The organism is Pedobacter mendelii (genome assembly GCF_014635725.1).
Classification (GTDB): Bacteria; Bacteroidota; Bacteroidia; order Sphingobacteriales; family Sphingobacteriaceae; genus Pedobacter; species Pedobacter mendelii.
Window position 1 is genome coordinate 25,923 of the sequence record NZ_BMDJ01000011.1, and the last position, 21,525, is coordinate 47,447.

Annotated in this window: 20 protein-coding genes; 7 read left to right on the forward strand and 13 right to left on the reverse strand. The window is 34.6% G+C overall.

Annotated elements, in window-relative coordinates; genetic code table 11:
- Nucleotides 1-125 precede the first annotated feature (125 nt).
- From rnr to IEV50_RS16610, 3 genes are read left to right on the forward strand one after another with little or no spacing between them, the layout of a single operon-like run.
- On the forward strand, nt 126-2,255 hold the full coding sequence (gene rnr, locus IEV50_RS16600) for a ribonuclease R (protein ID WP_188416486.1): 2,130 nt from the start codon (nt 126-128) through the stop codon (nt 2,253-2,255).
- Complete coding sequence (locus IEV50_RS16605) at nt 2,256-3,455, forward strand: carboxypeptidase-like regulatory domain-containing protein (RefSeq protein WP_188416488.1); 1,200 nt, start codon at nt 2,256-2,258, stop codon at nt 3,453-3,455.
- An 8-nt stretch (nt 3,456-3,463) separates the two neighbouring features.
- Entirely contained in the window at nt 3,464-4,438 is a 975-nt protein-coding gene (locus IEV50_RS16610) for a polyprenyl synthetase family protein (RefSeq protein WP_188416491.1), read from the forward strand.
- A gap of 47 nt (nt 4,439-4,485) precedes the next feature.
- Here IEV50_RS16610 and IEV50_RS16615 read toward each other — a convergent pair whose 3' ends face one another.
- From IEV50_RS16615 to IEV50_RS16635, 5 genes are all read right to left on the reverse strand, one after another.
- Nucleotides 4,486-5,331, reverse strand: coding sequence for a hypothetical protein (locus tag IEV50_RS16615; protein ID WP_188416493.1), 846 nt, complete (start codon nt 5,329-5,331; stop codon nt 4,486-4,488).
- Nucleotides 5,332-5,470: 139 nt separating this feature from the next.
- The gene (gene rpmA, locus IEV50_RS16620) at nt 5,471-5,899 is read right to left on the reverse strand and encodes a 50S ribosomal protein L27 (RefSeq protein WP_188416495.1); all 429 of its coding nucleotides are present in this window, start codon (nt 5,897-5,899) and stop codon (nt 5,471-5,473) included.
- 52 nt (nt 5,900-5,951) lie between these two features.
- The gene (rplU, locus tag IEV50_RS16625; RefSeq protein WP_056090270.1) at nt 5,952-6,263 is read right to left on the reverse strand and encodes a 50S ribosomal protein L21; all 312 of its coding nucleotides are present in this window, start codon (nt 6,261-6,263) and stop codon (nt 5,952-5,954) included.
- Nucleotides 6,264-6,404: 141 nt separating this feature from the next.
- Nucleotides 6,405-6,905, reverse strand: coding sequence for a hypothetical protein (locus IEV50_RS16630; RefSeq protein WP_188416498.1), 501 nt, complete (start codon nt 6,903-6,905; stop codon nt 6,405-6,407).
- A gap of 195 nt (nt 6,906-7,100) precedes the next feature.
- Complete coding sequence (locus IEV50_RS16635) at nt 7,101-8,477, reverse strand: dicarboxylate/amino acid:cation symporter (RefSeq protein ID WP_188416500.1); 1,377 nt, start codon at nt 8,475-8,477, stop codon at nt 7,101-7,103.
- Nucleotides 8,478-8,635: 158 nt separating this feature from the next.
- Here IEV50_RS16635 and IEV50_RS16640 point away from each other — a divergent pair, with 158 nt between their 5' ends.
- From IEV50_RS16640 to IEV50_RS16650, 3 genes are read left to right on the forward strand one after another with little or no spacing between them, the layout of a single operon-like run.
- The gene (locus tag IEV50_RS16640) at nt 8,636-9,133 is read left to right on the forward strand and encodes an RNA polymerase sigma factor (protein ID WP_109924789.1); all 498 of its coding nucleotides are present in this window, start codon (nt 8,636-8,638) and stop codon (nt 9,131-9,133) included.
- Complete coding sequence (locus IEV50_RS16645) at nt 9,120-9,719, forward strand: hypothetical protein (protein ID WP_188416502.1); 600 nt, start codon at nt 9,120-9,122, stop codon at nt 9,717-9,719. The genes IEV50_RS16640 and IEV50_RS16645 overlap by 14 nt, the downstream gene beginning before the upstream one ends.
- Nucleotides 9,720-9,751: 32 nt before the next feature.
- Nucleotides 9,752-10,306 (forward strand): DUF922 domain-containing protein, encoded by a 555-nt coding sequence (locus tag IEV50_RS16650; RefSeq protein ID WP_188416504.1) that lies wholly within the window; start codon nt 9,752-9,754, stop codon nt 10,304-10,306.
- Here IEV50_RS16650 and IEV50_RS16655 read toward each other — a convergent pair.
- The 5 genes from IEV50_RS16655 to IEV50_RS16675 form a co-directional block, all read right to left on the reverse strand.
- Nucleotides 10,298-10,672, reverse strand: coding sequence for a diacylglycerol kinase (locus IEV50_RS16655; protein WP_188416506.1), 375 nt, complete (start codon nt 10,670-10,672; stop codon nt 10,298-10,300). The genes IEV50_RS16650 and IEV50_RS16655 overlap by 9 nt on opposite strands.
- A gap of 69 nt (nt 10,673-10,741) precedes the next feature.
- Nucleotides 10,742-11,344, reverse strand: coding sequence for a hypothetical protein (locus IEV50_RS16660; protein ID WP_188416508.1), 603 nt, complete (start codon nt 11,342-11,344; stop codon nt 10,742-10,744).
- A 62-nt stretch (nt 11,345-11,406) separates the two neighbouring features.
- Entirely contained in the window at nt 11,407-13,317 is a 1,911-nt protein-coding gene (locus tag IEV50_RS16665) for a beta-N-acetylhexosaminidase (RefSeq protein WP_188416510.1), read from the reverse strand.
- A 181-nt stretch (nt 13,318-13,498) separates the two neighbouring features.
- Nucleotides 13,499-14,455 (reverse strand): thioredoxin-disulfide reductase, encoded by a 957-nt coding sequence (gene trxB / locus IEV50_RS16670; RefSeq protein WP_188416512.1) that lies wholly within the window; start codon nt 14,453-14,455, stop codon nt 13,499-13,501.
- 184 nt (nt 14,456-14,639) lie between these two features.
- On the reverse strand, nt 14,640-16,268 hold the full coding sequence (locus IEV50_RS16675; protein WP_188416513.1) for an acyl-CoA carboxylase subunit beta: 1,629 nt from the start codon (nt 16,266-16,268) through the stop codon (nt 14,640-14,642).
- A gap of 368 nt (nt 16,269-16,636) precedes the next feature.
- Between IEV50_RS16675 and IEV50_RS16680 the strand changes: the two genes are divergently transcribed.
- A complete protein-coding gene (locus IEV50_RS16680; protein WP_188416514.1) occupies nt 16,637-17,080 on the forward strand; it encodes a DUF2721 domain-containing protein in 444 nt (147 codons plus the stop codon).
- A 21-nt stretch (nt 17,081-17,101) separates the two neighbouring features.
- Here IEV50_RS16680 and IEV50_RS16685 read toward each other — a convergent pair whose 3' ends face one another.
- The 3 genes from IEV50_RS16685 to IEV50_RS16695 form a co-directional block, all read right to left on the reverse strand.
- Nucleotides 17,102-17,566 carry a MaoC family dehydratase gene (locus IEV50_RS16685; protein ID WP_188416515.1) on the reverse strand — a complete coding sequence of 155 codons (465 nt, stop codon included), beginning with the start codon at nt 17,564-17,566 and terminating at the stop codon, nt 17,102-17,104.
- A gap of 74 nt (nt 17,567-17,640) precedes the next feature.
- Nucleotides 17,641-18,234: an LOG family protein gene (locus IEV50_RS16690; protein WP_188416516.1), complete on the reverse strand. Its 594-nt coding sequence runs from the start codon at nt 18,232-18,234 to the stop codon at nt 17,641-17,643.
- Between the two features lie 291 nt (nt 18,235-18,525).
- Complete coding sequence (locus IEV50_RS16695; RefSeq protein WP_188416518.1) at nt 18,526-21,105, reverse strand: TonB-dependent receptor; 2,580 nt, start codon at nt 21,103-21,105, stop codon at nt 18,526-18,528.
- Nucleotides 21,106-21,525 lie beyond the last annotated feature (420 nt).

The following is a 21,525-nucleotide window of genomic DNA, read 5'->3' on the forward strand; positions in this document are numbered from 1 at the left end:
ATCATCCATTTCCCATTTTCCATTTCACATTTTCCATCAATTTTGGTCATTCATCATCCATTTTCCATCCTACATTATCATTCATTTCCATCTTTTCTGTATCTTCGATAAAATACGATTAGCACATGGCAAAGAAAAAATCTGCAAATATAAAATTCGTTCTGAATCAACTGGTTAGTGATGTCTTTGAAAAAAACAGTAATCAGCCACTTAATTACAAGCAGGTTTCTGCCAAATTAAATCTTGATGATCAAGAATCACGAGAAACCATACTAGAAGTTTTAAAAGAAGGTAAAAGCGCAGGAATTTTTCTGGAGCCTGAAAAAGGAAAATTTAAACTTAAAGAATTACAAAACTTCATTACAGGTCGTGTAGATATGACGGCTGACGGTTCTGCTTATATTGTACCTGATGATGAACTGGAAAAAGATGTATTTGTTGCTCCCCGTAAATTAAGAAATGCCTTACATGGCGATTTGGTAAAGGTTTATGTCTTTGCTAAAAAGAATGGAAGAAAAAATGATGGTGAAGTAGTCGAAATTATCAAAAGAGCGAAATCAGACTTCACTGGTGTTATTAAAATATCCGAACGATTTGCATTTGTAATTGCAGACGATAAAAAAATGATGCACGATATTTTTGTACCACTCACTGATACTCTTGGAGCGAAAAATGGTCAGAGAGTTTTAGTTAGCCTAACCGATTGGCCAGAAGGTGCAAAAAATCCGATAGGAACAGTTAAGCATGTGCTTGGCGACCAGGGCGAGAATAACACAGAAATGAATGCCATTTTAGCACAATATGGTTTTCCGCTATCATTCCCTCCTGCTGTAGAAAAAGAGGCAAATGCCATTCCAGAAGAAATTTTAGAAGCTGAAATTGTAAAACGTAAAGACTTTAGAAAAACATTAACTTTTACAATCGACCCAGCCGATGCCAAGGATTTTGATGATGCTATTTCTTATCAGAAACTACCTAATGGAAATCATGAAATTGGTATTCACATTGCCGATGTTTCTCATTATGTAATCCAGGGAACAGAATTAGATAAAGAAGCTTACAGTCGAGCTACATCAGTTTATTTAGTTGATAGAGTGATACCAATGCTTCCTGAAAGACTAAGCAATGGTGTATGCTCTTTGCGCCCACATGAAGACAAACTGTGCTTTGCAGCTGTTTTCGAATTAGATAATGAGGCAAATATTAAATCTGAATGGTTTGGCAAAACAGTAATTCATTCTGACAGACGTTTTAGCTATGAAGAAGCACAGGAAGTTATCGAAAATAAAGAAGGAGATTATGCTGAAGAAATCCTCAAACTGAATGAGCTTGCCTACATCCTTCGCGATAAAAAGTTTAAAAATGGTGCAATCAGTTTTGAAAGTACCGAAGTGAAATTTAAACTGGATGAAAACGGTAAGCCAATTGGTGTTTATGTTAAAGAACGCAAAGATGCTCATAAACTTATCGAAGATTATATGCTTTTAGCCAATAGAAAAGTAGCCGAGTTTATCGCTACAAAACTAAAGGGAAAAAATAAATTAACGTTCGTTTACCGTGTCCACGATTCTCCGAACATGGAAACACTAAATACATTTGCAAATTTCGCATCACGTTTTGGATATAAAATCAACACAAAATCTGATAAGGAGATTGCGAAATCATTAAATCATTTAATGGCCGATGTTGAAGGCAAGAAAGAACAAAATGTACTTACTTCTTTAGCTATTCGTTCGATGGCTAAAGCAATTTACACAACAAAAAAGACGAGTCATTATGGCCTGGCGTTTGAATATTATACGCACTTCACTTCTCCTATTCGCCGCTATCCAGATGTAATGGTTCACCGTTTATTGGAAGATTATCTTGCTAACGGTAAATCGGCAGATGCTGAATTTTACGAAGTTGCAAGTGTACATTCTTCCGCTATGGAAAAAAGAGCAGCAGAAGCGGAACGTGCTTCAATAAAATACAAGCAGGCAGAATATTTGGAAGGAAATGTAGGTAATGTTTATCAAGGCATTATTACAGGTGTAACCGAGTGGGGTATGTATGTCGAAATTGAAGAAAATAAATGCGAAGGAATGGTTCGCTTACGCGAAATATCTGATGATTTTTATGTACTTGACGAAAAAAACTACTGTATTATTGGGCAACGCAAAAAGAAAAAGTATCAATTAGGTGATGAAGTGATAATAAAAGTTAAAAAAGTAGACCTCGCTAAACGACAGATAGATTTTTCATTAGTTTTATAAATGCTAAAAAATATTATTCTATTTCTACTTTTTTCCTATGCTGTAAAAAGCTATTCACAAACCATACAGGGCAAGGTTATTGACGAGGTTTCCGGTGAGCCAATACCTTTTGTTTCGTTAATGATTATTGGTAGTCAGGCAACTTCGATTAGTAATGAAAACGGAGATTTTGTAATTAAAGCTAAGGGCTTTCCTTTAAAATTAAAGTTTAGCCATGTGAGTTATCTGATTTCAGAATTTGAAATTAAAAGTTCTTCAGATAATTTAATAATTAAGCTAAAGCAGGCAGCAATAAATTTAGCTGAAGTAACAATTGATCCTTATCGCGGAAAAAAATTATTAAAAAGTGCTTTTGAAAAAGCCACAAAATATAAAGACGAGAACTACTACTTAAAAGCCTTTTACAGGCAGTTAACTTCTGTAAACAACAACCCAACTAAAATCCACGAAATATTTTACGATATTAAATGGAATGTTAGCAAAACTACAGGTTGGATAGCCAGGCAAACCCGATTTGCAGAAAGTAAAAACCAATCTGCATTCAATTTAAGTAACCAATCTTATTTTACTTTTAGCTCAAGCGGCTACCTCACGCAACCCAATTCAGGCACTTTTGTTACCGAAAAAACACTAGATAAATATACTATTGAAATTGAACGATACATAGAACAGGCAGACCAGGATATTGCTGTAATTACATGTACAATTAACAAAGCTGGCAAAAATCAATTTTATGCGAATTCTACTTTTTACGTAGGAACAGAAGATTTCAAAATATACAGAGTGGAGAATAATATCCTAAATCTTCCGATGGATTTAGATAATGGAGCGGGTTTCAAATATCCACCAATTGTAAAAACAATCGCAACATTTAAAAGCAATTCAGCAGAGGTAAATATTTTAGAAAGTATATCCACAAAAATGTATTTGTCAATAATTTATGCAGACAGAATGCGCTCTACCGATTTAAGTGCTACTGTAAGTTCGCTCTTAACCGTATATCAGGAAGATAATAATATAAAGAATGAAAGTTTCCAAAATGTAAGAAGAGATACTAAAGATAAAAATGTTGTAGAATCTATAAAATATAATGCCGATTTTTGGCAAAATAATCCAATTGTTAAGCAAACATCTCTTGAAGATAAATTCAGCAAGTTGATGGAAGGTCAAAATGCCTTTGGAACAATGATTAACCCTTAAAACCACGAATGTCCAGCATATTACAGTTACAAGAGATTTTAGAAACGGCAATTAAAAATTTAAAGTTTCCAGAAAATCCAAAACAACTTTACGATCCGATAACTTACATTATCAATTTAGGCGGTAAAAGAATACGTCCGCTTTTGGTGTTAATGTCGGCAGAATTATTTAGCAAAAACCCCAATGATGCCATTCATGCAGCAATGGCAGTAGAAGTGTTTCATAACTTCACTTTAGTTCATGACGACATAATGGATAATGCTCCTTTAAGACGAGGAAAAGCTACTGTTCATGAAAAGTGGAGTACCAACACCGCAATATTAAGTGGCGATGTAATGATGGTTGAGGCCAATAAAAACCTGGCAAAAGTAAATCCTGTTTATTTGAAAGATGTGCTCGATACCTTTAATGCAACTGCACAAGGTGTTTGCGAAGGACAGCAGCTGGACATGGAATTTGAAAATCGTGATGATGTAAGTATTGAAGAATACATCAATATGATTAGACTGAAAACAGCAGTTTTACTAGCGGGTGCTTTAAAGCTTGGGGCAATTATAGCAGAAGCTTCAGAAAAAGATGCAGATTTAATCTATCAGTTTGGCGAAAATATTGGCATTGCTTTTCAACTTCAGGATGATATTTTAGATGTTTATGCAGACCCTGAAAAATTCGGAAAACAAGTTGGTGGAGACATTATTGCTAATAAAAAAACATTCCTTTTATTAAAGGCATTTGAGCTTGCAGAAACTGAGAATCTGCAGTCGCTTCAAACCTGGACTGGTTACCAAGAATTTGATGCAAAGGAAAAGGTTGAGGCAATTAAGCAAGTTTATGATGTTTTAGACATTCAGAACATTGCTAAAGAAACTTTGGATAATTACCTGAATAAAGCATTATCTTATATGGCACAAATTAATGCTACCAATGAAGCTAAAGCTAATATTTTGGACTTGACTAAACAGTTAATGGCTAGGCAATATTAAAAAAGTCGGCATTATAACCGACTTTTTTAATTGTATTTTTATAGGGATTAAGCTCTTACAAGTTTATATTTTATCCAAAAATCAGATTTCTTAGAATCCGAACCTTCCAAACCTTGGCCCGTAGGTCGTTGTCCACCACCACCCATTTTCCCTCCATTCATACCACCTCGGCCGCCTCCACCACCCATTCCACCGCCGCCCATTCCACCTTTTCTTCCGCCAGCGCCTTCAGGCATCCCTTGTTTTTTAAACTCTTGTTTACCGGGTTGATTAAGTTTAATGTTGTAAATAAGTGGTTTGTTTAGATTTAAACTAACATCTAATTGAGCCAAAGGGATAATCAATTCATAGATAAGGTCTCTATTAGGATGAATACTCATTCCTGTTTCAATACCATGCTCATTTACAACCGGCAGGTTACCATCTTTAATATTTTTAAAACCAGAGACTTTAATTCTTTTATTTATTGTGGCCTGATCATGACCACGTTCATCATTTTCGCGAGGTGGGATAAGTTCATCTTTTCCTTCGGACAATGTTCCATCTTTAGAAATTTGCGGTCTATCCATCAATGGAAACGTTAATTTAATACCATCCCTCTTTTTACCTTGAGTATTAATATTTAAAGTTATTCCCCCTCTTAAAATGTTAAATGTGGTTTGAGGATCTAGCGATTCTATGATAATGTAAAGATTTTTATCATCATTAGCTAAGGCGAAAGCTAGTTTCGTAGCATCATTGTATTGGTTAAGCGGTTCATCCCATTCATTTGATATTCCATCAGCCTTAAAGGGTTTAACCATTCTAATATTCTCTTCAACATCCTGCGCTTTTAAAGATAAGTTTGCAAAAAAAATGGCTAATGCTAAAAAGCTTGTAATTTTAAAATTCATCACGATATATTTTCAGCTAATTTATATCGGCAAATTGTTAAAAAGTGTTATTTAACACAGTTTAACTTTCTGAAAAAAGCTATAACGCAAAAAAGCTCCCGAAAAATTCGAGAGCTTTTTAATATAAGTTAATTACTAATTATTCTGCAGGAGCAGCTTCTTCAGTAGATTCTTCTTTTTTGACTGCTGCTTTTTTAGCAGGCGCTTTTTTTACTGGTGCTTCTTCAATAACGGTTTCAGCTACAACCTCTTTTTTTGCAACTTCTTTTTTAGCAATAGGTGCTTTCGCAATTGCAGCTTCAATTTCAGCTTCTGTAATAGGAAGTATAGAAACGTATGATTTGTTATCTTGTTTCTTTTTGAAAATAACAGTTCCATCAACTAAAGCAAATAAAGTATGATCTCTACCAATACCAACGCCTTTATCAGGGTGATGTTTTGTACCACGTTGACGTACTAAAATGTTTCCAGCGATAGCCAATTGCCCACCGAAAATTTTAATACCTAAACGCTTGCTATGCGATTCACGTCCGTTTTTCGAACTACCGGCTCCTTTTTTGTGTGCCATGATTTTATATTTTGTAACTCGCTAAAAAGCGAATTATTGGGTTAACAATTAATTATAGAGTGATGTCAGAAATCTGAATCTTAGTGAAAAACTGGCGGTGACCATTTTTCTTTTTATAACCTTTTCTACGTTTTTTATGGAAAATAATTACTTTATCACCTTTTAAATGAGATACGATAGTAGCTGAAACTTTAGCACCTTTAACCGCAGGAGCACCTACAGTAATTGCACCACCATTATCAACCAACAATACGTTATCAAATTCAATACTAGCGCCTTCATCTCCTTGTAATCTGTGTACAAAAAGGTGCTGGTCTTTAGCAACCTTAAATTGCTGTCCTGCTATATTTACTATTGCGTACATTGTTTAAATATTAGTTTTTTAATTTTTATTTAACGAGGTGCAAATATAGAACAAATTCAATTAACACACAAACAGATATCGAAAATATTTTTAGTATAACTTTTATGGTCAACTAAATAAACAAATAAATATTTACCATATTTATTTTCCACTTCTTTTTTCTGCCTGATTTATTGTTTCTTCGATAATTTTTCTCATTTGCATAGCAGCATCTAAAAGTTTTGGATTTCCGTCAAAATCTCCATAAACAACAACATGTTTTGCCTTTTCTTTATACTGAAAAAGCATATCATAACGCGGTACAGACATTGATTTCGCACTCTTCACCCCTATTGTATCAGGAAAATTCCATAAACCTAATTCATTTGCTTTGCTATGGATGTACAAAATATCATCACTTTTCAATAGCACCTTTTTTGTTATTATAGAATCGCGACTATTTACATATTGATATGCACCAGTTTTAGAATTGTATTGGTTTTCTAAAGTATCTTTAATTCCCCATTTATAATCCATATAAACAAAATCGTTTTTCCTGAACGGAGCATTTTGTATAATGGGTTTATAATAGATGTAGCAGTAAATTATCATCGGGAGGATGATGGTTAGCGCTAAAAATATTTTCTTTCCTTTGTTTGACACAGTTGTAAATGATTGAATTATTGAATGAATGAATTATTGAATGAGTGAATTTTGAATAACTAAATGATTAAACCTTTTTCAATTTAAAAATTGAAACAAATTTCAAAATTTTCATCGGTTATCATGACATATTAAAATCAAAATAAATCTTTGATTTACCCGCAATAATCTTGAAATCCTAAAATCCTGTAAATCCTAGCTATCCTTAAGCTCGCCTTCCCACTTACTAACAACAGCGGTAGCAATACTATTACCTACAACATTTGTTGCAGAACGGCCCATATCTAATAATGGATCTATACCAATTAATAAGGCTAAACCAGCTTCAGGAATATTAAAGCTTGCAATTGTGCCTGCAATTACAACCAGTGATGCTCTTGGTACACCTGCAATTCCTTTACTGGTTAACATTAAAATTAAAAGCATAGAGATTTGTTGTTCGAAACCTAAATGTATTCCATAAGCTTGAGCAATAAATAAAGATGCAAAGGTCATATACATCATCGAACCATCCAAATTGAAGGAATAACCCAATGGCAAAACGAAACTTACAATTTTATCTTTGCAGCCAAAACGTTCTAAAAGCATCATCGTTTTAGGGTAAGCAGCTTCGCTGCTTGCGGTACTAAATGCTAGAATTGCAGGTTCTTTCATATCGTTAACCAAACGAAAGACCCTTTTCTTAAGGATTAAAAATCCAAGAAAAATAAGGAGTGTCCAAAGAACAGCAAGACCAAAATAGAACTCACCTATAAAAATAGCATAGGTATTTAAAACATTTAAGCCCTGTTTAGCCACAATAGCAGTCATGGCTCCGAAAACGGCAAGTGGTGCAAAATTCATTACATAACCTGTCATTTTTAAAATTACATGAGCAATTGCATCAAAAGCTTTAATCACAACCTGACCTAAATCACCGATTGCGGCCGTAGCAACACCAAAAAATAAAGAGAATACTACAATCTGCAGAATTTCATTTGTCGCCATAGATTCGGCAATACTTTTTGGAAAAACGTGCGCAATAAAATCTTTTACACTCATTGATGCTTTCTGGATACCTGTGTTAACCAATTGATCAGGCAACGTCAGTTTCATGTGTTTACCGGGCTCGAAAAGATTTACAAGTATTAACCCCAAAACCAACGACATTAATGACATGGCTAAAAACCAACCAAGCGTTTTACCGCCAATCCGTCCAACAGCTTTAATATCACCAACCTTTGCTACACCAACAACAAGTGTTGTAAATACTAAAGGCGCAACAATCATTTTTATCAAACGAAGAAAAATATCACTTAATAAAGTAAAATACTCCAGTTTTTTTTCTCTTATTTCTTCGTTTTCTCTTTTGATTTTTGAGTTAGCCTTTTTATCCGCTTTTAATTGAGTAAAAACTGCAGAAGTTGTATCTGTCGTTTTTGCTATACTAACTTCAATACTTTTAACTTTTGCATCGGCGTTAAGTATTTTTTGATTGTAAACATCAATTGAGTTAACATTTAAAATGTAGCCTAAAGCAATTCCTGCAATCAGCGCTATAAAAATGAAAAGCGTGAGTCTGTTTTTCTTCATGAATAATTATTTTGTGGCGCTGTTAATTTGGTAAAACTACGATATTTACGCTTCGTAACAAATTTTGATTTCGGCATAGCAGGAAAATTATTCTATTTTTGAATTTCCCTGTAACAAAAATTTAATCGCACCATCTAAAAAGTAATTATAACCCTTAAATGGAACAAAAAGACAAGTTATTTAAAGAGATCTTCGATTCGAATTCCAAAAAAATATTCCATTTATGTTATGGTTATACGGGCGACACCGATGCCGCTAACGATCTTTTACAAGAAACATTTTTAAAAGTTTGGCAAAACCTGGATAAGTTTAGAAACAAATCTTTAATCTCTACCTGGATATATAGAATTGCTGTAAACACATGCTTAACTTATTTACGCTCAGAAAAACGTCAGGCAAAAGATGAACTGACGGATAATATAATTGAAAATAAAATTGAAGAATTTTCTGAGAAAAATGAGCAGGTAGCATTGCTTTACACATGTATTTCTAAACTCGAAGAAAACGATCGTTTAATTATTACTATGGTTTTGGATGAATTACCATACCATGAAATTGCAGATATTTCGGGCATAAGCGAAGGCAATTTGAGGGTTAAAATTCACCGCATTAAACAAAAATTAACAGAACTATATAACCAGTATGCAAGCGTTTGATCAAATACAGGAGTTGTGGCAAAAGCACGAGGTAGAAGTTAAAGTTTCTGCTGATGAAATGTTGCAACAAGCTAAAAAGGAGGTGAATGGTTTAAAGCTTAAATCTGCTTTAAATATTTTAGGTATGGTTGCTTCTTTTTTAGCAATTGCAATAATGTGGGCACTATTTCATTTTGAATCGTGGACAACACATGTTGGAATTAGTATCACTTTGATTGCAATTGGCGTTTATACTTTACTTCTATATCGCGACCACAAATTAATATCGAAAAGCGATTATACGGTGCATCCAAATGAATATTTAAACAGTTTAAAAACTTATCAATTAAATAGATACAAGCTTTACAATACACTTTACTGGTTCTATGTTATCGCACTTTCTTTAGGCATGATATTTTATTTTGTAGAAATACTTTCACATTTTAACACTATTCAAAAATCATTAGCAATTGGATTTACAGCAATATGGATTATTTTTTGCTCCACAATTTTAAGAAAAGCAGTAATTAAACGTGAAAAAGAAAGAATAGCCTTACTCATTGAAAAATTCGAGCGTATAAGCGCACAGTTTTCGGCATCAGAATAATTTAGGCACGGTTTTTACAATAGCCTTTATCTATGAAAAACCTTTTAGTTACTTTATCTCTTTTGGTGTTTTTACCGCTTATGTCTAGGCAGGATTATGGTGAGCCCGAACAATTGGATTGGAACATTCATTTTAAAGGTAAGCCTGATACTAATTCTCCATTTTATGCACTAACAGCCATGACCTGGAAATACAGTTATGGCTCAACCGTTTACCGAAATAGGGTTGAAATAAAATTGAAAAATGAAATTACCATTGATAAAAATAGGTCATGGGTTAAACTAGATAAAGTCAAATCTGAAGAAGGAAGAGAAAATCTTCTTCACCATGAACAAGGGCACGTAAATATTCAATATGTACTGCTTATGGAAGCCGATAGAGTTTTAAAAAATCGGTCGTATTCGGTTAAAAATTATAAAATACAAATTGCCGATTTGGCCAATGAGATTAGTGATTATTTCGACACGATGCAGAAAAATTATGATGAAGAAACCGAACACGGAAGCAATCATAAAATGCAGGCCAGGTGGGATGAAATTATCAGCGATAAAATGGAAGAATCGAAAGCGGCAAGCAGTTCAAAATAGTTTTGGTAAAAAAATAATTGCCCCAACTGCTAATGCTAATATTGCCGCAATTAAAACCGCAGCAGCAGCCATATCTTTAACTAACTTAATTTGAGAATTAATTTCTGGCGAAACCACATCAGCAAGTTTTTCTATGCATGAGTTAAAGATTTCAGCAATAAAAACAATAACAACTACTGTAAAAATTGCAATCCATTCTGTTGTAGAAATATTTAAATAAAACGATATTACAATTGCAAAAGCCGCAGCTACAAGGTGAATCCTTGCGTTATGCTCGACTATAAAAAAATGCCTTAAACCATTAAATGCATATTTAAAACTTTTAAATCGGGCTGTAATTGTGAATTTGTCTTTTTCATTCTCCATTTCTGTATAAATTACAACAAGAATTTTTCGGCTTTAAAATTGATTCTTTTATCTGAAAATCAATTAATGCTACTCTGGTTTTAACTCGATCGTAGAAAAGCTATTCCCACTTAATTTGTATTGATATGTTTTAGTTACAGTTTTGGCAGAATCTGCCTCATCTCTTGCAGGAAATGACCGAAATAAGTCTCCATTTTTTATAAAGAATTTATCGTTGCCTACATACACCCTCTTTTGCGATGAATTTAAAGAAGGAAAACTTATTTTATTAAAATTACCACCTGAATATTCAAACACATTTAAATCGGATACGTTTTTCTTACTTAATAATTGAATGTATAGTTCAGGATTACCATCATTATCTAAATCCATATTCCAAACATCAGTTATAATACCTTTGCGCTCTACCGCTGTAGATTTGTAGTTATTCCGAACCGAATCAGACATCAAAATTTGATAACCACCTATTGAATCTACCCCTTTCCCCCAGCTGAGCACCTCAAAGTTCAATCCAGGTTTAACTTCAATATCCTTGTAAAACCGAAAAGGATTTTTTTGAACTTTAACGGCTTCCGTTTTTATCTCTGCAGGTTTTTCTTCTGTACAAGCAAAACAGAACAGCATCCCTGCTAAAAGCAAAAGATGCTGTAAAGTATAATTTTTTATTATCATTCTTTTTTGAGATGTTTTATATTTCCCCAAATTAAGTAAATAGCATTTTAAAACAAAGTGATTTATTTTTTCGCTTCAGGTTTAACATCTAGAGCACCATTATTTAAAATCGTTTCTGTTGTAACACTTCTTCTACCGCTTGCTGCTATTACAATAGTTTTTAAAGTTCTTTTTTCACCTTGTGGAACAATTACCTTAACTGGTGAATTATATAGGAAGGCATTTTCGGAAGGTCGGGATCCATCCAGCGAATAATAAATTTTTCCATTAGTAATTGGTACTTTTAAATCGATGGAGAAATCTCCTCCGGTAAGTGTTTTATCACTTTGACCAATTGGCGTTGGAATCCAGAGATTAATACCCAATTTATCTAAACGTGCTAAGTGTATAGGTAAACGCTCTTCTGTAAAATTCTTTAAATCTTTTCGCTCAACCGGACTCCAGGCGATTTCAGCTAGTGCCAATAACCTTGGAAAAGCATGATTTTCTGCTTTTTCAGGTGTTTTAATATATTCAGACCACATATTTGCCTGAACTCCTTTTATATATTTTCTTTGGTCGGCAGTTAAAATTTTCGGGATTGGGTCATATCCATAAATCTTTTGGTAGGGTGCAAAACCACCGATTGTTACAGGCTCATCGGGAGAATTTGATTGTTTATGATCGATATACAACCCCATAGAACCTGGAGTCATAATTACATCATGATTTTGTTGCGCCGCAGCAATACCACCATCTTCACCCCTCCAACTCATTACTGTAGCATTTGGTGCTAAACCGCCTTCTAAAATTTCATCCCAACCAATAATTGATCGGCCCTTATCATTAACATGTTTTTCAATGGTTTGAATAAAATAGCTTTGCAATTCGTGTTCATCTTTTAAGCCTTTTTCTTTCATTAAAGCCTGGCAAAATGGTGATTCCTTCCAGTAAGTTTTTGGTGCTTCATCACCACCAATATGGATGTATTTTGAGGGGAAAATTGCAATAACTTCATCAAGGATGTTATTTAGCATATTAAATGTATTTTCTGAGGGAACAAAAATATCATCAAAAACTCCCCAGGTTTGTTGTACTTGCTTTCCTTTTCTACTGCCAGACCATGGCGTTTTATCTCCAATAAAAGTATCTCTATTGGGAAAACAACTCAGCTCTGGATAAGATGCAATTGCTGCAGAAGCATGACCAGGTAGTTCAATCTCAGGAATTACAGTTATATATCTATCTGCTGCATATTTTACAATTTCTTTAGCTTCATTTTGAGTATAAAAACCTTTTACTTCTGTTAAGTAATTTCCATTTCCAGGATAGTTGCCAATAATGGTTCCATTTCTTGATGAACCTATTGAGGTTAATTTTGGATATTTTTTAATTTCCAATCGCCAGCCTTGGTCATCCGTTAAGTGCCAATGAAAAGTATTGATTTTATAATAGGCTAACTGATCAAGATATTTTTTTATAAATGAAATTGGGAAGAAATGACGACTTACGTCCAACATCGTTCCCCGATATCCGAAACGCGGGTAATCGTTAATATCAACTGCAGGAATTATAATGTTATCTGAAACTTTATCAGGCATCATTTGCATAATTGACTGCACAGCATAAAATAAACCTGCGCCCTTACCTGTCAATATGATTTGAGCAGGCGTAACTTTTATGGTATAACCTTCAGCAGGTAATTTATCTGCTCCAACTGATGTTAGTAGAATGCTTTTTTGATTAGGCGATACTGCTTTTGTTTCTCTTAATGCGAAGCCAGCTTTTGTTACAATAAAAGCATTTATTAAATCAGTTGATTTTTCACCATCAATACTTTTATTAATTAAAACTGTTGTTTTATCTAAAATGAAATTTCCATTTGCCCGAGTTATGGATACAGGCGCAGGAATGATTCCAAGATTAGGATCAGTTTGTGCAGAGACACTGGTACTAATTAATACACCAATAAAAATCGATAATGCTTTGTTCATGATTTTGTTTGTGGTTAGGATAATTTTTCTATTTAAATCAAACCAAGATAGATATTATGAGCAATTATAAATCCCACATTTCTGTTACAATTTCTATCAAACGTTTGTTCACTAATATTAAAGCACAAAAAAATCTCTCTTAAACTAATAAAAGAGATTTTAAAAATTGTTTAAATTAAAATTAAGCTTCTACCGGATGTTCTTTAGCCGCTAAATACCTTTCGGCATCTAATGCGGCCATGCAACCAGAACCTGCAGCTGTAACTGCCTGACGGTAATACATATCCTGAACGTCGCCACAAGCAAAAACACCTTCGGCATTGGTTAGGGTAGAACCTGGTTTGGTAAGTAAATAGCCAGTTTCATCCATATCAAGCTGACCTTTAAAAATATCGGTATTTGGTTTATGCCCAATGGCTACGAAAAAGCCTTCGACAGCGATGTCGGTTTCTTCACCAGTTTTGTTATTTAATACTTTAACGGCAGTAACATTTTTACCGTTACCTAAAATTTCTTGCGTTTCGGTATTGTAGTGTACAATAATATTTGGCGTAGCTAATACGCGTGCTACCATTGTTTTTGATGCTCTGAATTCATCCCTACGAACTAATAAATGTACAGTTTTACACAATTTTGCTAAGTAAGTTGCTTCTTCAGCAGCAGTATCTCCAGCACCTACAATGGCAACATCTTGTCCTTTAAAAAAGAAACCATCGCAAACAGCACATGCAGAAACACCAAAACCATTATATTGTTGTTCGCTTGGTAAGCCCAACCATTTGGCAGTTGCACCTGTTGCAATAATAACTGTATCTGCTGTTATGGTTTTAATTTCATCAACAACAACTTTGTGAGGTGTAGATGAAAAATCAACAGAACTTATATAACCGAAGCGAATATCTGTTCCAAAACGTTCTGCTTGCTTGCGGAAATCTTCCATCATTTCTGGCCCCATAATTCCTTGTGGGTAACCAGGGAAATTTTCTACATCAGTAGTTTGTGTTAATTGACCACCCGCCTGCATACCTGTATACATAATTGGTTTTAAATCAGCTCTGGCTGCATAAATTGCTGCTGTGTAACCCGCCGGACCTGAACCTATAATTAAACACTGAACGTGTTCGTTTTCTTGTGACATTATAATATTTGTTTGAAATTCGTTTTGTTACGCAAATTTAATGCTTTAAATAATTGTTGGCAAGTGCACATTGTCAACATAGTTTACTTATTAACATCGCTTTTAATACAGCGCTTAATGTTTTCACCGTCTAAAACACCTTAGGAATTTAAGTATACCTAAGGTGTCTTAAATTGTTATTATCCTATGTTTGTATAATACCAACATTAAATTTTCTTGTAATTGGCGATTGATTTGCTGCTTCAATACCAATAGAAATTACTTTTCGTGTTTCTAACGGATCGATTATACCATCTACCCAAAGACGAGAAGCAGCATAATATGGAGTTGTTTGGCTATTGTATCTATCCGTTATTTCATTTAATAATTCTGCTTCTTTTTCGGCCGTAATTACTTCACCTTTCGCTTTCAGCGATGCTTCCTGTATTTGTAGTAAGGTTTTAGCAGCTTGTGAACCGCCCATTACTGCAATTTTTGCTGTTGGCCAGGCATAAATTAATCTTGGGTCGTAAGCTTTACCACACATGGCATAGTTACCTGCACCATAAGAATTTCCTATAACAATTGTAAATTTCGGTACAACCGAATTGGCAACCGCATTAACCATTTTGGCACCGTCTTTTATAATTCCACCGTGCTCTGAACGACTACCAACCATGAAACCCGTAACATCTTGTAAAAATACCAGTGGAATTTTTTTCTGATTACAATTCATAATAAAACGTGCTGCTTTATCGGCACTGTCAGAATAAATTACACCACCAAACTGCATTTCCCCTTTTTTCGATTTTACAACTTTACGTTGGTTTGCAACAATACCAACTGCCCAACCATCTATCCGACCCAAGCCACAAACTATACTTTGTCCGTAACCTTGTTTATATTCTTCAAATTCAGAATTATCAACCAATCGGCTAATGATATCCATAATTTCGTACTGCTTATCCCTATTCTCTGGAATAATTCCATACAATTCCTGTTCTTTTTCTTTAGGCTTTGCAGGCTTAATTCTATCAAAACCAGCATTTAGTGGTGCTCCCAACATGCTCATAATATTACGGATGCTATCCAGACAAGCCTCATCGTTTGGATGTTTATAATCGGTAACGCCAGATATTTCACAATGTGTAGTTGCACCGCCCAAAGTTTCGTTATCAACTTCCTCGCCAATGGCCGATTTTACCAAGTAAGAACCCGCCAAAAACACCGAACCTGTTTTATCAACAATCATTGCTTCATCGCTCATAATTGGTAAATATGCGCCACCAGCAACGCAAGCACCCATAATTGCAGAGATTTGAACAATTCCTTCAGCCGACATTATTGCATTGTTGCGAAACATTCTACCAAAGTGCTCCTTATCAGGAAAAATTTCATCCTGCATTGGTAAATAAACGCCGGCACTATCTACTAAGTAAATTACTGGCAATCGGTTTTCCATGGCAATTTCCTGCGCACGAAGATTTTTCTTAGCGGTCATCGGAAACCACGCACCAGCTTTTACGGTTGCGTCATTTGCTACAATCATACATTGTCTTCCGCTTACATAGCCGATTCCGCACACAACTCCTGCAGACGGGCAGCCTCCTTGATCTGCATACATTCCATCGGCTGTAAAAGCACCGATTTCTAAAAAATCAGAACCATCATCAATTAAATAAGATACACGTTCACGAGCTAATAACTTACCTTTTTCTTTTTGTTTGGCTGCATTTTTTTCGCCGCCACCTAAATATATTTTTTTGAGTTTGATTTTCAGCTCATATACAAGCTGTTTATTTACATCCTCATTTTTATTGAATTCGATATTCATGGAGGCAATTTAAATTTATTTTTAGAAAAAGATGTGGAGACTGAAATGGTTTCCGGTCTACAAGTTTGATTAACCGCAAAGTACCAAGAGAAATTTTAATCACAGAGGATACAAAAAAGAGATTTTGCACTAAACTAAAACCTTTTCCTATCAACATTAGAACGGCTTGTTCTTAATTAAGCTTCTGATAAACTTTGTGCATCTCTATGAAAGCTTGTTATTCTCTGTGCCTAAATTCCAGATAATCTGCGAATCTGTGGCTAAAATTAATCACCTAACTTTGCGTTCTTAGCGAAAAACTTAGCCTCCTTTGCGGTTAAATAAACAGATATCCATTTAAAACAATATTTTTGAGCAAACACAGCTAAATGGAACTAACCGTAAACATCCCTGCATTATTATTTCCTGCTATCAGTTTAATTATGCTGGCTTACACCAATCGATTCCTTGCTTTAGCCGCACTCGTACGAAGTTTAAAAGCAAAGTATGAAGAAAGCGAGAAAAACATCGGCTTGCAAAATCAGATTAAAAATCTCCGTTATCGGTTAAAACTTATCAAAAACATGCAGGCTTTCGGCGTTTTAAGTTTTTGTACATGTTTATTTTGCATGTTCTTTATCTACCTAAAATGGAATACTATTGCGGAAGTTCTATTTGCAATCAGTTTAATATTCTTTACAATTTCGCTGATAATTTCATTAATTGAAATTCAAATCAGCACGAAAGCACTTGAGTTAGAATTAAGCACTTTAGAAGATTTGGAAGATCAATCGCTAGGTGGATTTATTAAAAAGAAATTTAAAAAAGATTAAATATAAAAAAGGCGGATAAAATTAAGCCGTAATAAAATGATATAGGAAAACAACCTCACCCGTAAAAGCAGGCTTCTTTTGATCTTCAATTTCCATTTCGATTCCCATGTGTACCTTAGTAACACCCCGTAAATTAATAATTGAGGCCAGTTTAGCTTTCAATCTTATTTTACTGTTTACCTTTACAGGCTGTGCAAATCGTAAACTTTCAATACCATAATTAATCTCCATTTTAAGGTTTTGGATATCAACAATCTCTTTCCAGAGATATGGAATTAACGAAAGTGTTAAATAACCGTGAGCAATTGTAGTGCCGAATGGACCATCGTTTTTTGCTTTTTCTTCATCAACGTGTATCCATTGATAATCTAAAGTAGCATCTGCAAATTTATTTATCTGTTGCTGTGTAATTGTATGCCATGATGAAACGCCAAGCTCTTTACCTAACTGTTGTTCAAATTCTGCGTGAGAAGTAATGATTTGCATTTTATGAATTGTTTATTGCCAAAATTGTTCTATTGTTAATTCGAAAGTTGTATAAAAAATTTACTAATTAGCTATTAGATTAAGTTTCTTTCTTTAAACCAAACTTCATCAGGCACAGCCGAAAAATTATCCATTTTAGCGATTAAAATTTCAGCATCTGCTTCGTTAAAAACTAAATCGCGGTTGGCAGGCTTTAAGAATTTGCTTTGAACCATCACTTCCATTTGAGTAAATAAGGGATCGTAAAAACCATTAACATTTAAAACGCCTATTGGTTTACTGTGTAAACCAAGTTGCAACCAGGTTAGAACTTCAAAAAATTCTTCAAGGGTACCGAAACCACCAGGCAAAATAATAAAACCATCGCATAAATCAGCCATTTTTTGTTTACGCTGGTGCATATTTTCGGTAACAATCATTTCGGTAATGCCTTTATGCCCAACTTCTTTATCCATCAAAAACTGAGGGATTACTCCTGTTACTAAACCACCAAGTTCTAAAACATCGTTGGCTAAAACACCCATTACTCCAACACCTCCACCACCGTAAATTAATCTAATTTCTTGTTTAACCAGTGTTTCTGCAAGTTGTTTAATTGCATTTCGTAATTGTACATCGCCATTAAAGTTTGAACCGCAATACACGCAAACCGACTTAAGCTTATTCATTTCGATAAAATTTTTCGAAGTTAAGACTTTAAAGGCTTTCTATAAATTTTAATTCTGCACAAACCTGTTACAGTTATATTCTTTATGGTTTGGAAAGCAATAACAGTAGTTTATTTTAAGGTCAGTCCTTTTATCTTTTTAAGTCTACGTCCGGTAAAATAACCGGAAAATTGGGCTTTCCGTTCGATAAGTTTAGTAATTTGCCTGGCAAAAGAATTAATGGTTGCTGTAAAACAAAATGCGCCGAATGAATCCGACGCATTTAACCAAATATATAAGAGAAAAAATAATTTAGAAAGAAAATCTTAGCGTTGCACCATAAGTTCTTGGATCACCAAGTACACCTGCATATAAGCCAGAGTTACCCGCGGCGGCTTGTAACTGCTCGTAGTAATTTTTGTTTCCAATGTTTCTACTCCAAACAAATGCCGAGAATTTTTCAGACCTAAAACCTAATCTTGCATTAAACAAAGAGTAGCCTTGTACATTTAACACGCTTGAAGGTGTTGCATTTGATGAATATTCTGAACGGTAACTCGCATCGCCAGCAATAAAATACCTACCTGGTTTTGTAGCTAAATTGCCCGATGTGCTAAATTCTGCACCACCAGAAATATTCCATTTAGATATACCAGGCAATCTACCACCAGAGGCATCTTTAAACGCTACTTGTGTAGCCACACCATTAACAAGTTCTGTATGTCCTGTTTCTTCTAAAGGTAAAGGCGCATTTGTAAAAGTTACATATTTACCATCAAGATAAGCTAGGGCTGCATTCAAAGTCAAGAATCTTTCTAGTTGGTAAGTTCCATCAATTTCTAAACCTTTTACCTTAACTTTTTCTGCATTAGCCAAATAACCTCTATTTACACCCAGTTGTGGAGATTGAACATTGGTTTGGTAGTCTTTTATATCGGTATTAAAAGCCGTTACATTTAATATTGCGCCTTTAAAAGGTTTTGTTTTAATGCCTAATTCATAATGCTCAACATATTCTGGTTTTACAACTGCTAAAGATAAATCTGCCTGTCCGTTTGCTAAAGTTGGCAAACCACCAACGTTTACGCCAACAGGCTTATATGCTGTAGAAAAAGTTGCAAAAGCATTTAATCTTGGTGTCGGACGGTATGAAACCGTAAAATTTCCTGATAAATTATTGTTTTCTACATTGGTTGAAAATTGTTGATTTGCATAAACAGCCGCTTTAAGCATCAACAAGGTAGCATCAGTTGTTTGCAAACCGCCATAAGTTGCTCTGTCGTAAACCACATCCTTTTTATCATAAGTGTACCTTAAACCAGGTAAAATGTGTAAATTTTTTAAAACTTCCCAATCTACCTGACCGAAAACAGCTGCACTTAATGATTTAATTGTCGAATTGGTTTTAATTCCGAAACCATCTAATAAGCCTGGGGTTGAATATAATGCCTGAGCACCTGTGGCACTTGTTTGTACAAATCTCCATTGGTCTTTACCAACCTCTTCGGTTTGATCCAATCCCTGCAAATTCTGGCCAAGTAAGAACACGCCTACAACCCCACTTAATTTTTCAGTGATGTTGCCAGCATATCTAACCTCCTGAGAATATTGGTCGTGGCGAGAGTTACCCTGAGATTTTGTAAGCGCAGATAATTCAGAGAAATCTCGATCATTAGTTGGGTCCCAATTCCAGAATCTCCATGCCGTTGTTGAAGTTAAAGTTCCGTTTCCAATTTTATAATCAACATTTATCGAAACTCCACCGATGGATTGATTGTGTCTCCAAGGAGTATTTGTATTTATTTCTCTGGAAAAAGGATCTATTTTAGGTTGTTGATATCCCAAATCGGAAACGATTCTTGCGTATTGGCGATAAGCACTTCTTTCTGTTTGAGTTACACCAGCGATAACCAATGGATAACCTGCCGGATGTTGAACACTTACATCGCCGCTTAATAATATTTTTAACCTATCAGATGGTGTATAATAAAGCTGACCTTTAAAACCAAGGTTGTTTTGCCCGCTATAACGGCGCTCTTCTCTAGTATTATAGATTGTACCATCGCGTTGAGTTCCTGATAATGATATTTTAGCAGCCAGATTTTTCGCCAAGCCACCCGAAACTGAGGCTTTTGCCTGTAAAAAATTATAATTACCTACACTCATTTCAACTTTAGCAGTTGGTGTTTGTGTTGGTTTTGTAGTTGTAATATTGAAAGCACCGGCAGTTGTATTTTTACCAAACAAGGTACCTTGCGGACCGCGAATAACTTCAATTTGTTCAATATCAAGAAAATCGGTAGAGGTAGCAGCCGGACGAGCGTGATAAACACCATCTACATAAAAACCTACTCCAGGATCTATACCATCATTAGTTAGCCCAAATGTAGAACCTAGACCACGGATATTAAGTGTTGTGTTTCTGGCATTTGAGGCATACAACTGAACAGATGGAACCAATTCTTTTAATCGGTTAACGTTAAAAGCACCTGCATTTTCTGCCGCTTGCCCGCCAATAACGGTAATTGGAATTGGCACATCTTGTAAAACTTCCGAACGTCTTCTTGAGGTTACCACGATTTCATCAAGCTGTGTATCTTCAACTAAAGTGAGTTCAATTGGCGTATCTTGAAATTTTAGAACCTGGAAATCCTGAGGTTTATAGCCAACATAACTGACGCGAATATAAAATGGGGGTTGTTGTTTTGCATCTACAGCAAAAGTACCGTTAACATATGCAACAACTGCAATATTAGTGCCTCTAACTATTACGGTAGCACCTGGTATTGTAACGCCATTGGCTCCTTTCACAATACCTTTTATTGGATTTTGAGCAAATACAGCGCCGGCTGAAAGTATTAAAGAAAATAAAATAAGTAATCTTTTTTTCATGATTATATTAATGTGTTTGAGTTAGATTTTTAGTAATTGTTGTGTGTTCGAAACTGTTTTAATTGAGCGAATGAGTAACAACAATAATAATTTGATAGGTTTCGAGTGCTTCATTTCATTTTTAATTATATAAATCCTATAGATTAAGTAGACAAATATATTAAAAAAAAGGAATCGCCAAATTTTATTTTGTATAATTTATTTTTAAACTCAAAAGTTAGATTTAATTTTACACAGAAGCACAGCTTACTACCGTGGGTAGTAATTGACACAGAAGATTTAAAGCGAAATAATGAATGTAGTAATCTGCATTTTAGGTAAATACGCTTTTTCCCTCAAACTCGTCTTTCCCATGCAGATGGGAATCTTAATGCAATACACGTATAACACCACCTAACGAATTAGGATTTCTTGCAAATT

What these genes read in the sequence shown, in the direction of transcription:
- IEV50_RS16645 (WP_188416502.1), top strand. Translation starts at nt 9,120, where the DNA reads ATGCAAGCGTTTGATCAAATACAGGAGTTGTGGCAAAAGCACGAGGTA.
- IEV50_RS16680 (WP_188416514.1), top strand. Translation starts at nt 16,637, where the DNA reads ATGGAACTAACCGTAAACATCCCTGCATTATTATTTCCTGCTATCAGT.
- IEV50_RS16610 (WP_188416491.1), top strand. Translation starts at nt 3,464, where the DNA reads ATGTCCAGCATATTACAGTTACAAGAGATTTTAGAAACGGCAATTAAA.
- IEV50_RS16655 (WP_188416506.1), bottom strand. Translation starts at nt 10,672, where the DNA reads ATGGAGAATGAAAAAGACAAATTCACAATTACAGCCCGATTTAAAAGT.
- IEV50_RS16690 (WP_188416516.1), bottom strand. Translation starts at nt 18,234, where the DNA reads ATGAATAAGCTTAAGTCGGTTTGCGTGTATTGCGGTTCAAACTTTAAT.
- rplU (WP_056090270.1), bottom strand. Translation starts at nt 6,263, where the DNA reads ATGTACGCAATAGTAAATATAGCAGGACAGCAATTTAAGGTTGCTAAA.
- IEV50_RS16695 (WP_188416518.1), bottom strand. Translation starts at nt 21,105, where the DNA reads ATGAAAAAAAGATTACTTATTTTATTTTCTTTAATACTTTCAGCCGGC.
- IEV50_RS16615 (WP_188416493.1), bottom strand. Translation starts at nt 5,331, where the DNA reads ATGAATTTTAAAATTACAAGCTTTTTAGCATTAGCCATTTTTTTTGCA.
- IEV50_RS16650 (WP_188416504.1), top strand. Translation starts at nt 9,752, where the DNA reads ATGAAAAACCTTTTAGTTACTTTATCTCTTTTGGTGTTTTTACCGCTT.
- IEV50_RS16635 (WP_188416500.1), bottom strand. Translation starts at nt 8,477, where the DNA reads ATGAAGAAAAACAGACTCACGCTTTTCATTTTTATAGCGCTGATTGCA.
- rpmA (WP_188416495.1), bottom strand. Translation starts at nt 5,899, where the DNA reads ATGGCACACAAAAAAGGAGCCGGTAGTTCGAAAAACGGACGTGAATCG.
- IEV50_RS16605 (WP_188416488.1), top strand. Translation starts at nt 2,256, where the DNA reads ATGCTAAAAAATATTATTCTATTTCTACTTTTTTCCTATGCTGTAAAA.
- rnr (WP_188416486.1), top strand. Translation starts at nt 126, where the DNA reads ATGGCAAAGAAAAAATCTGCAAATATAAAATTCGTTCTGAATCAACTG.
- IEV50_RS16675 (WP_188416513.1), bottom strand. Translation starts at nt 16,268, where the DNA reads ATGAATATCGAATTCAATAAAAATGAGGATGTAAATAAACAGCTTGTA.
- IEV50_RS16685 (WP_188416515.1), bottom strand. Translation starts at nt 17,566, where the DNA reads ATGCAAATCATTACTTCTCACGCAGAATTTGAACAACAGTTAGGTAAA.
- trxB (WP_188416512.1), bottom strand. Translation starts at nt 14,455, where the DNA reads ATGTCACAAGAAAACGAACACGTTCAGTGTTTAATTATAGGTTCAGGT.
- IEV50_RS16665 (WP_188416510.1), bottom strand. Translation starts at nt 13,317, where the DNA reads ATGAACAAAGCATTATCGATTTTTATTGGTGTATTAATTAGTACCAGT.
- IEV50_RS16640 (WP_109924789.1), top strand. Translation starts at nt 8,636, where the DNA reads ATGGAACAAAAAGACAAGTTATTTAAAGAGATCTTCGATTCGAATTCC.
- IEV50_RS16660 (WP_188416508.1), bottom strand. Translation starts at nt 11,344, where the DNA reads ATGATAATAAAAAATTATACTTTACAGCATCTTTTGCTTTTAGCAGGG.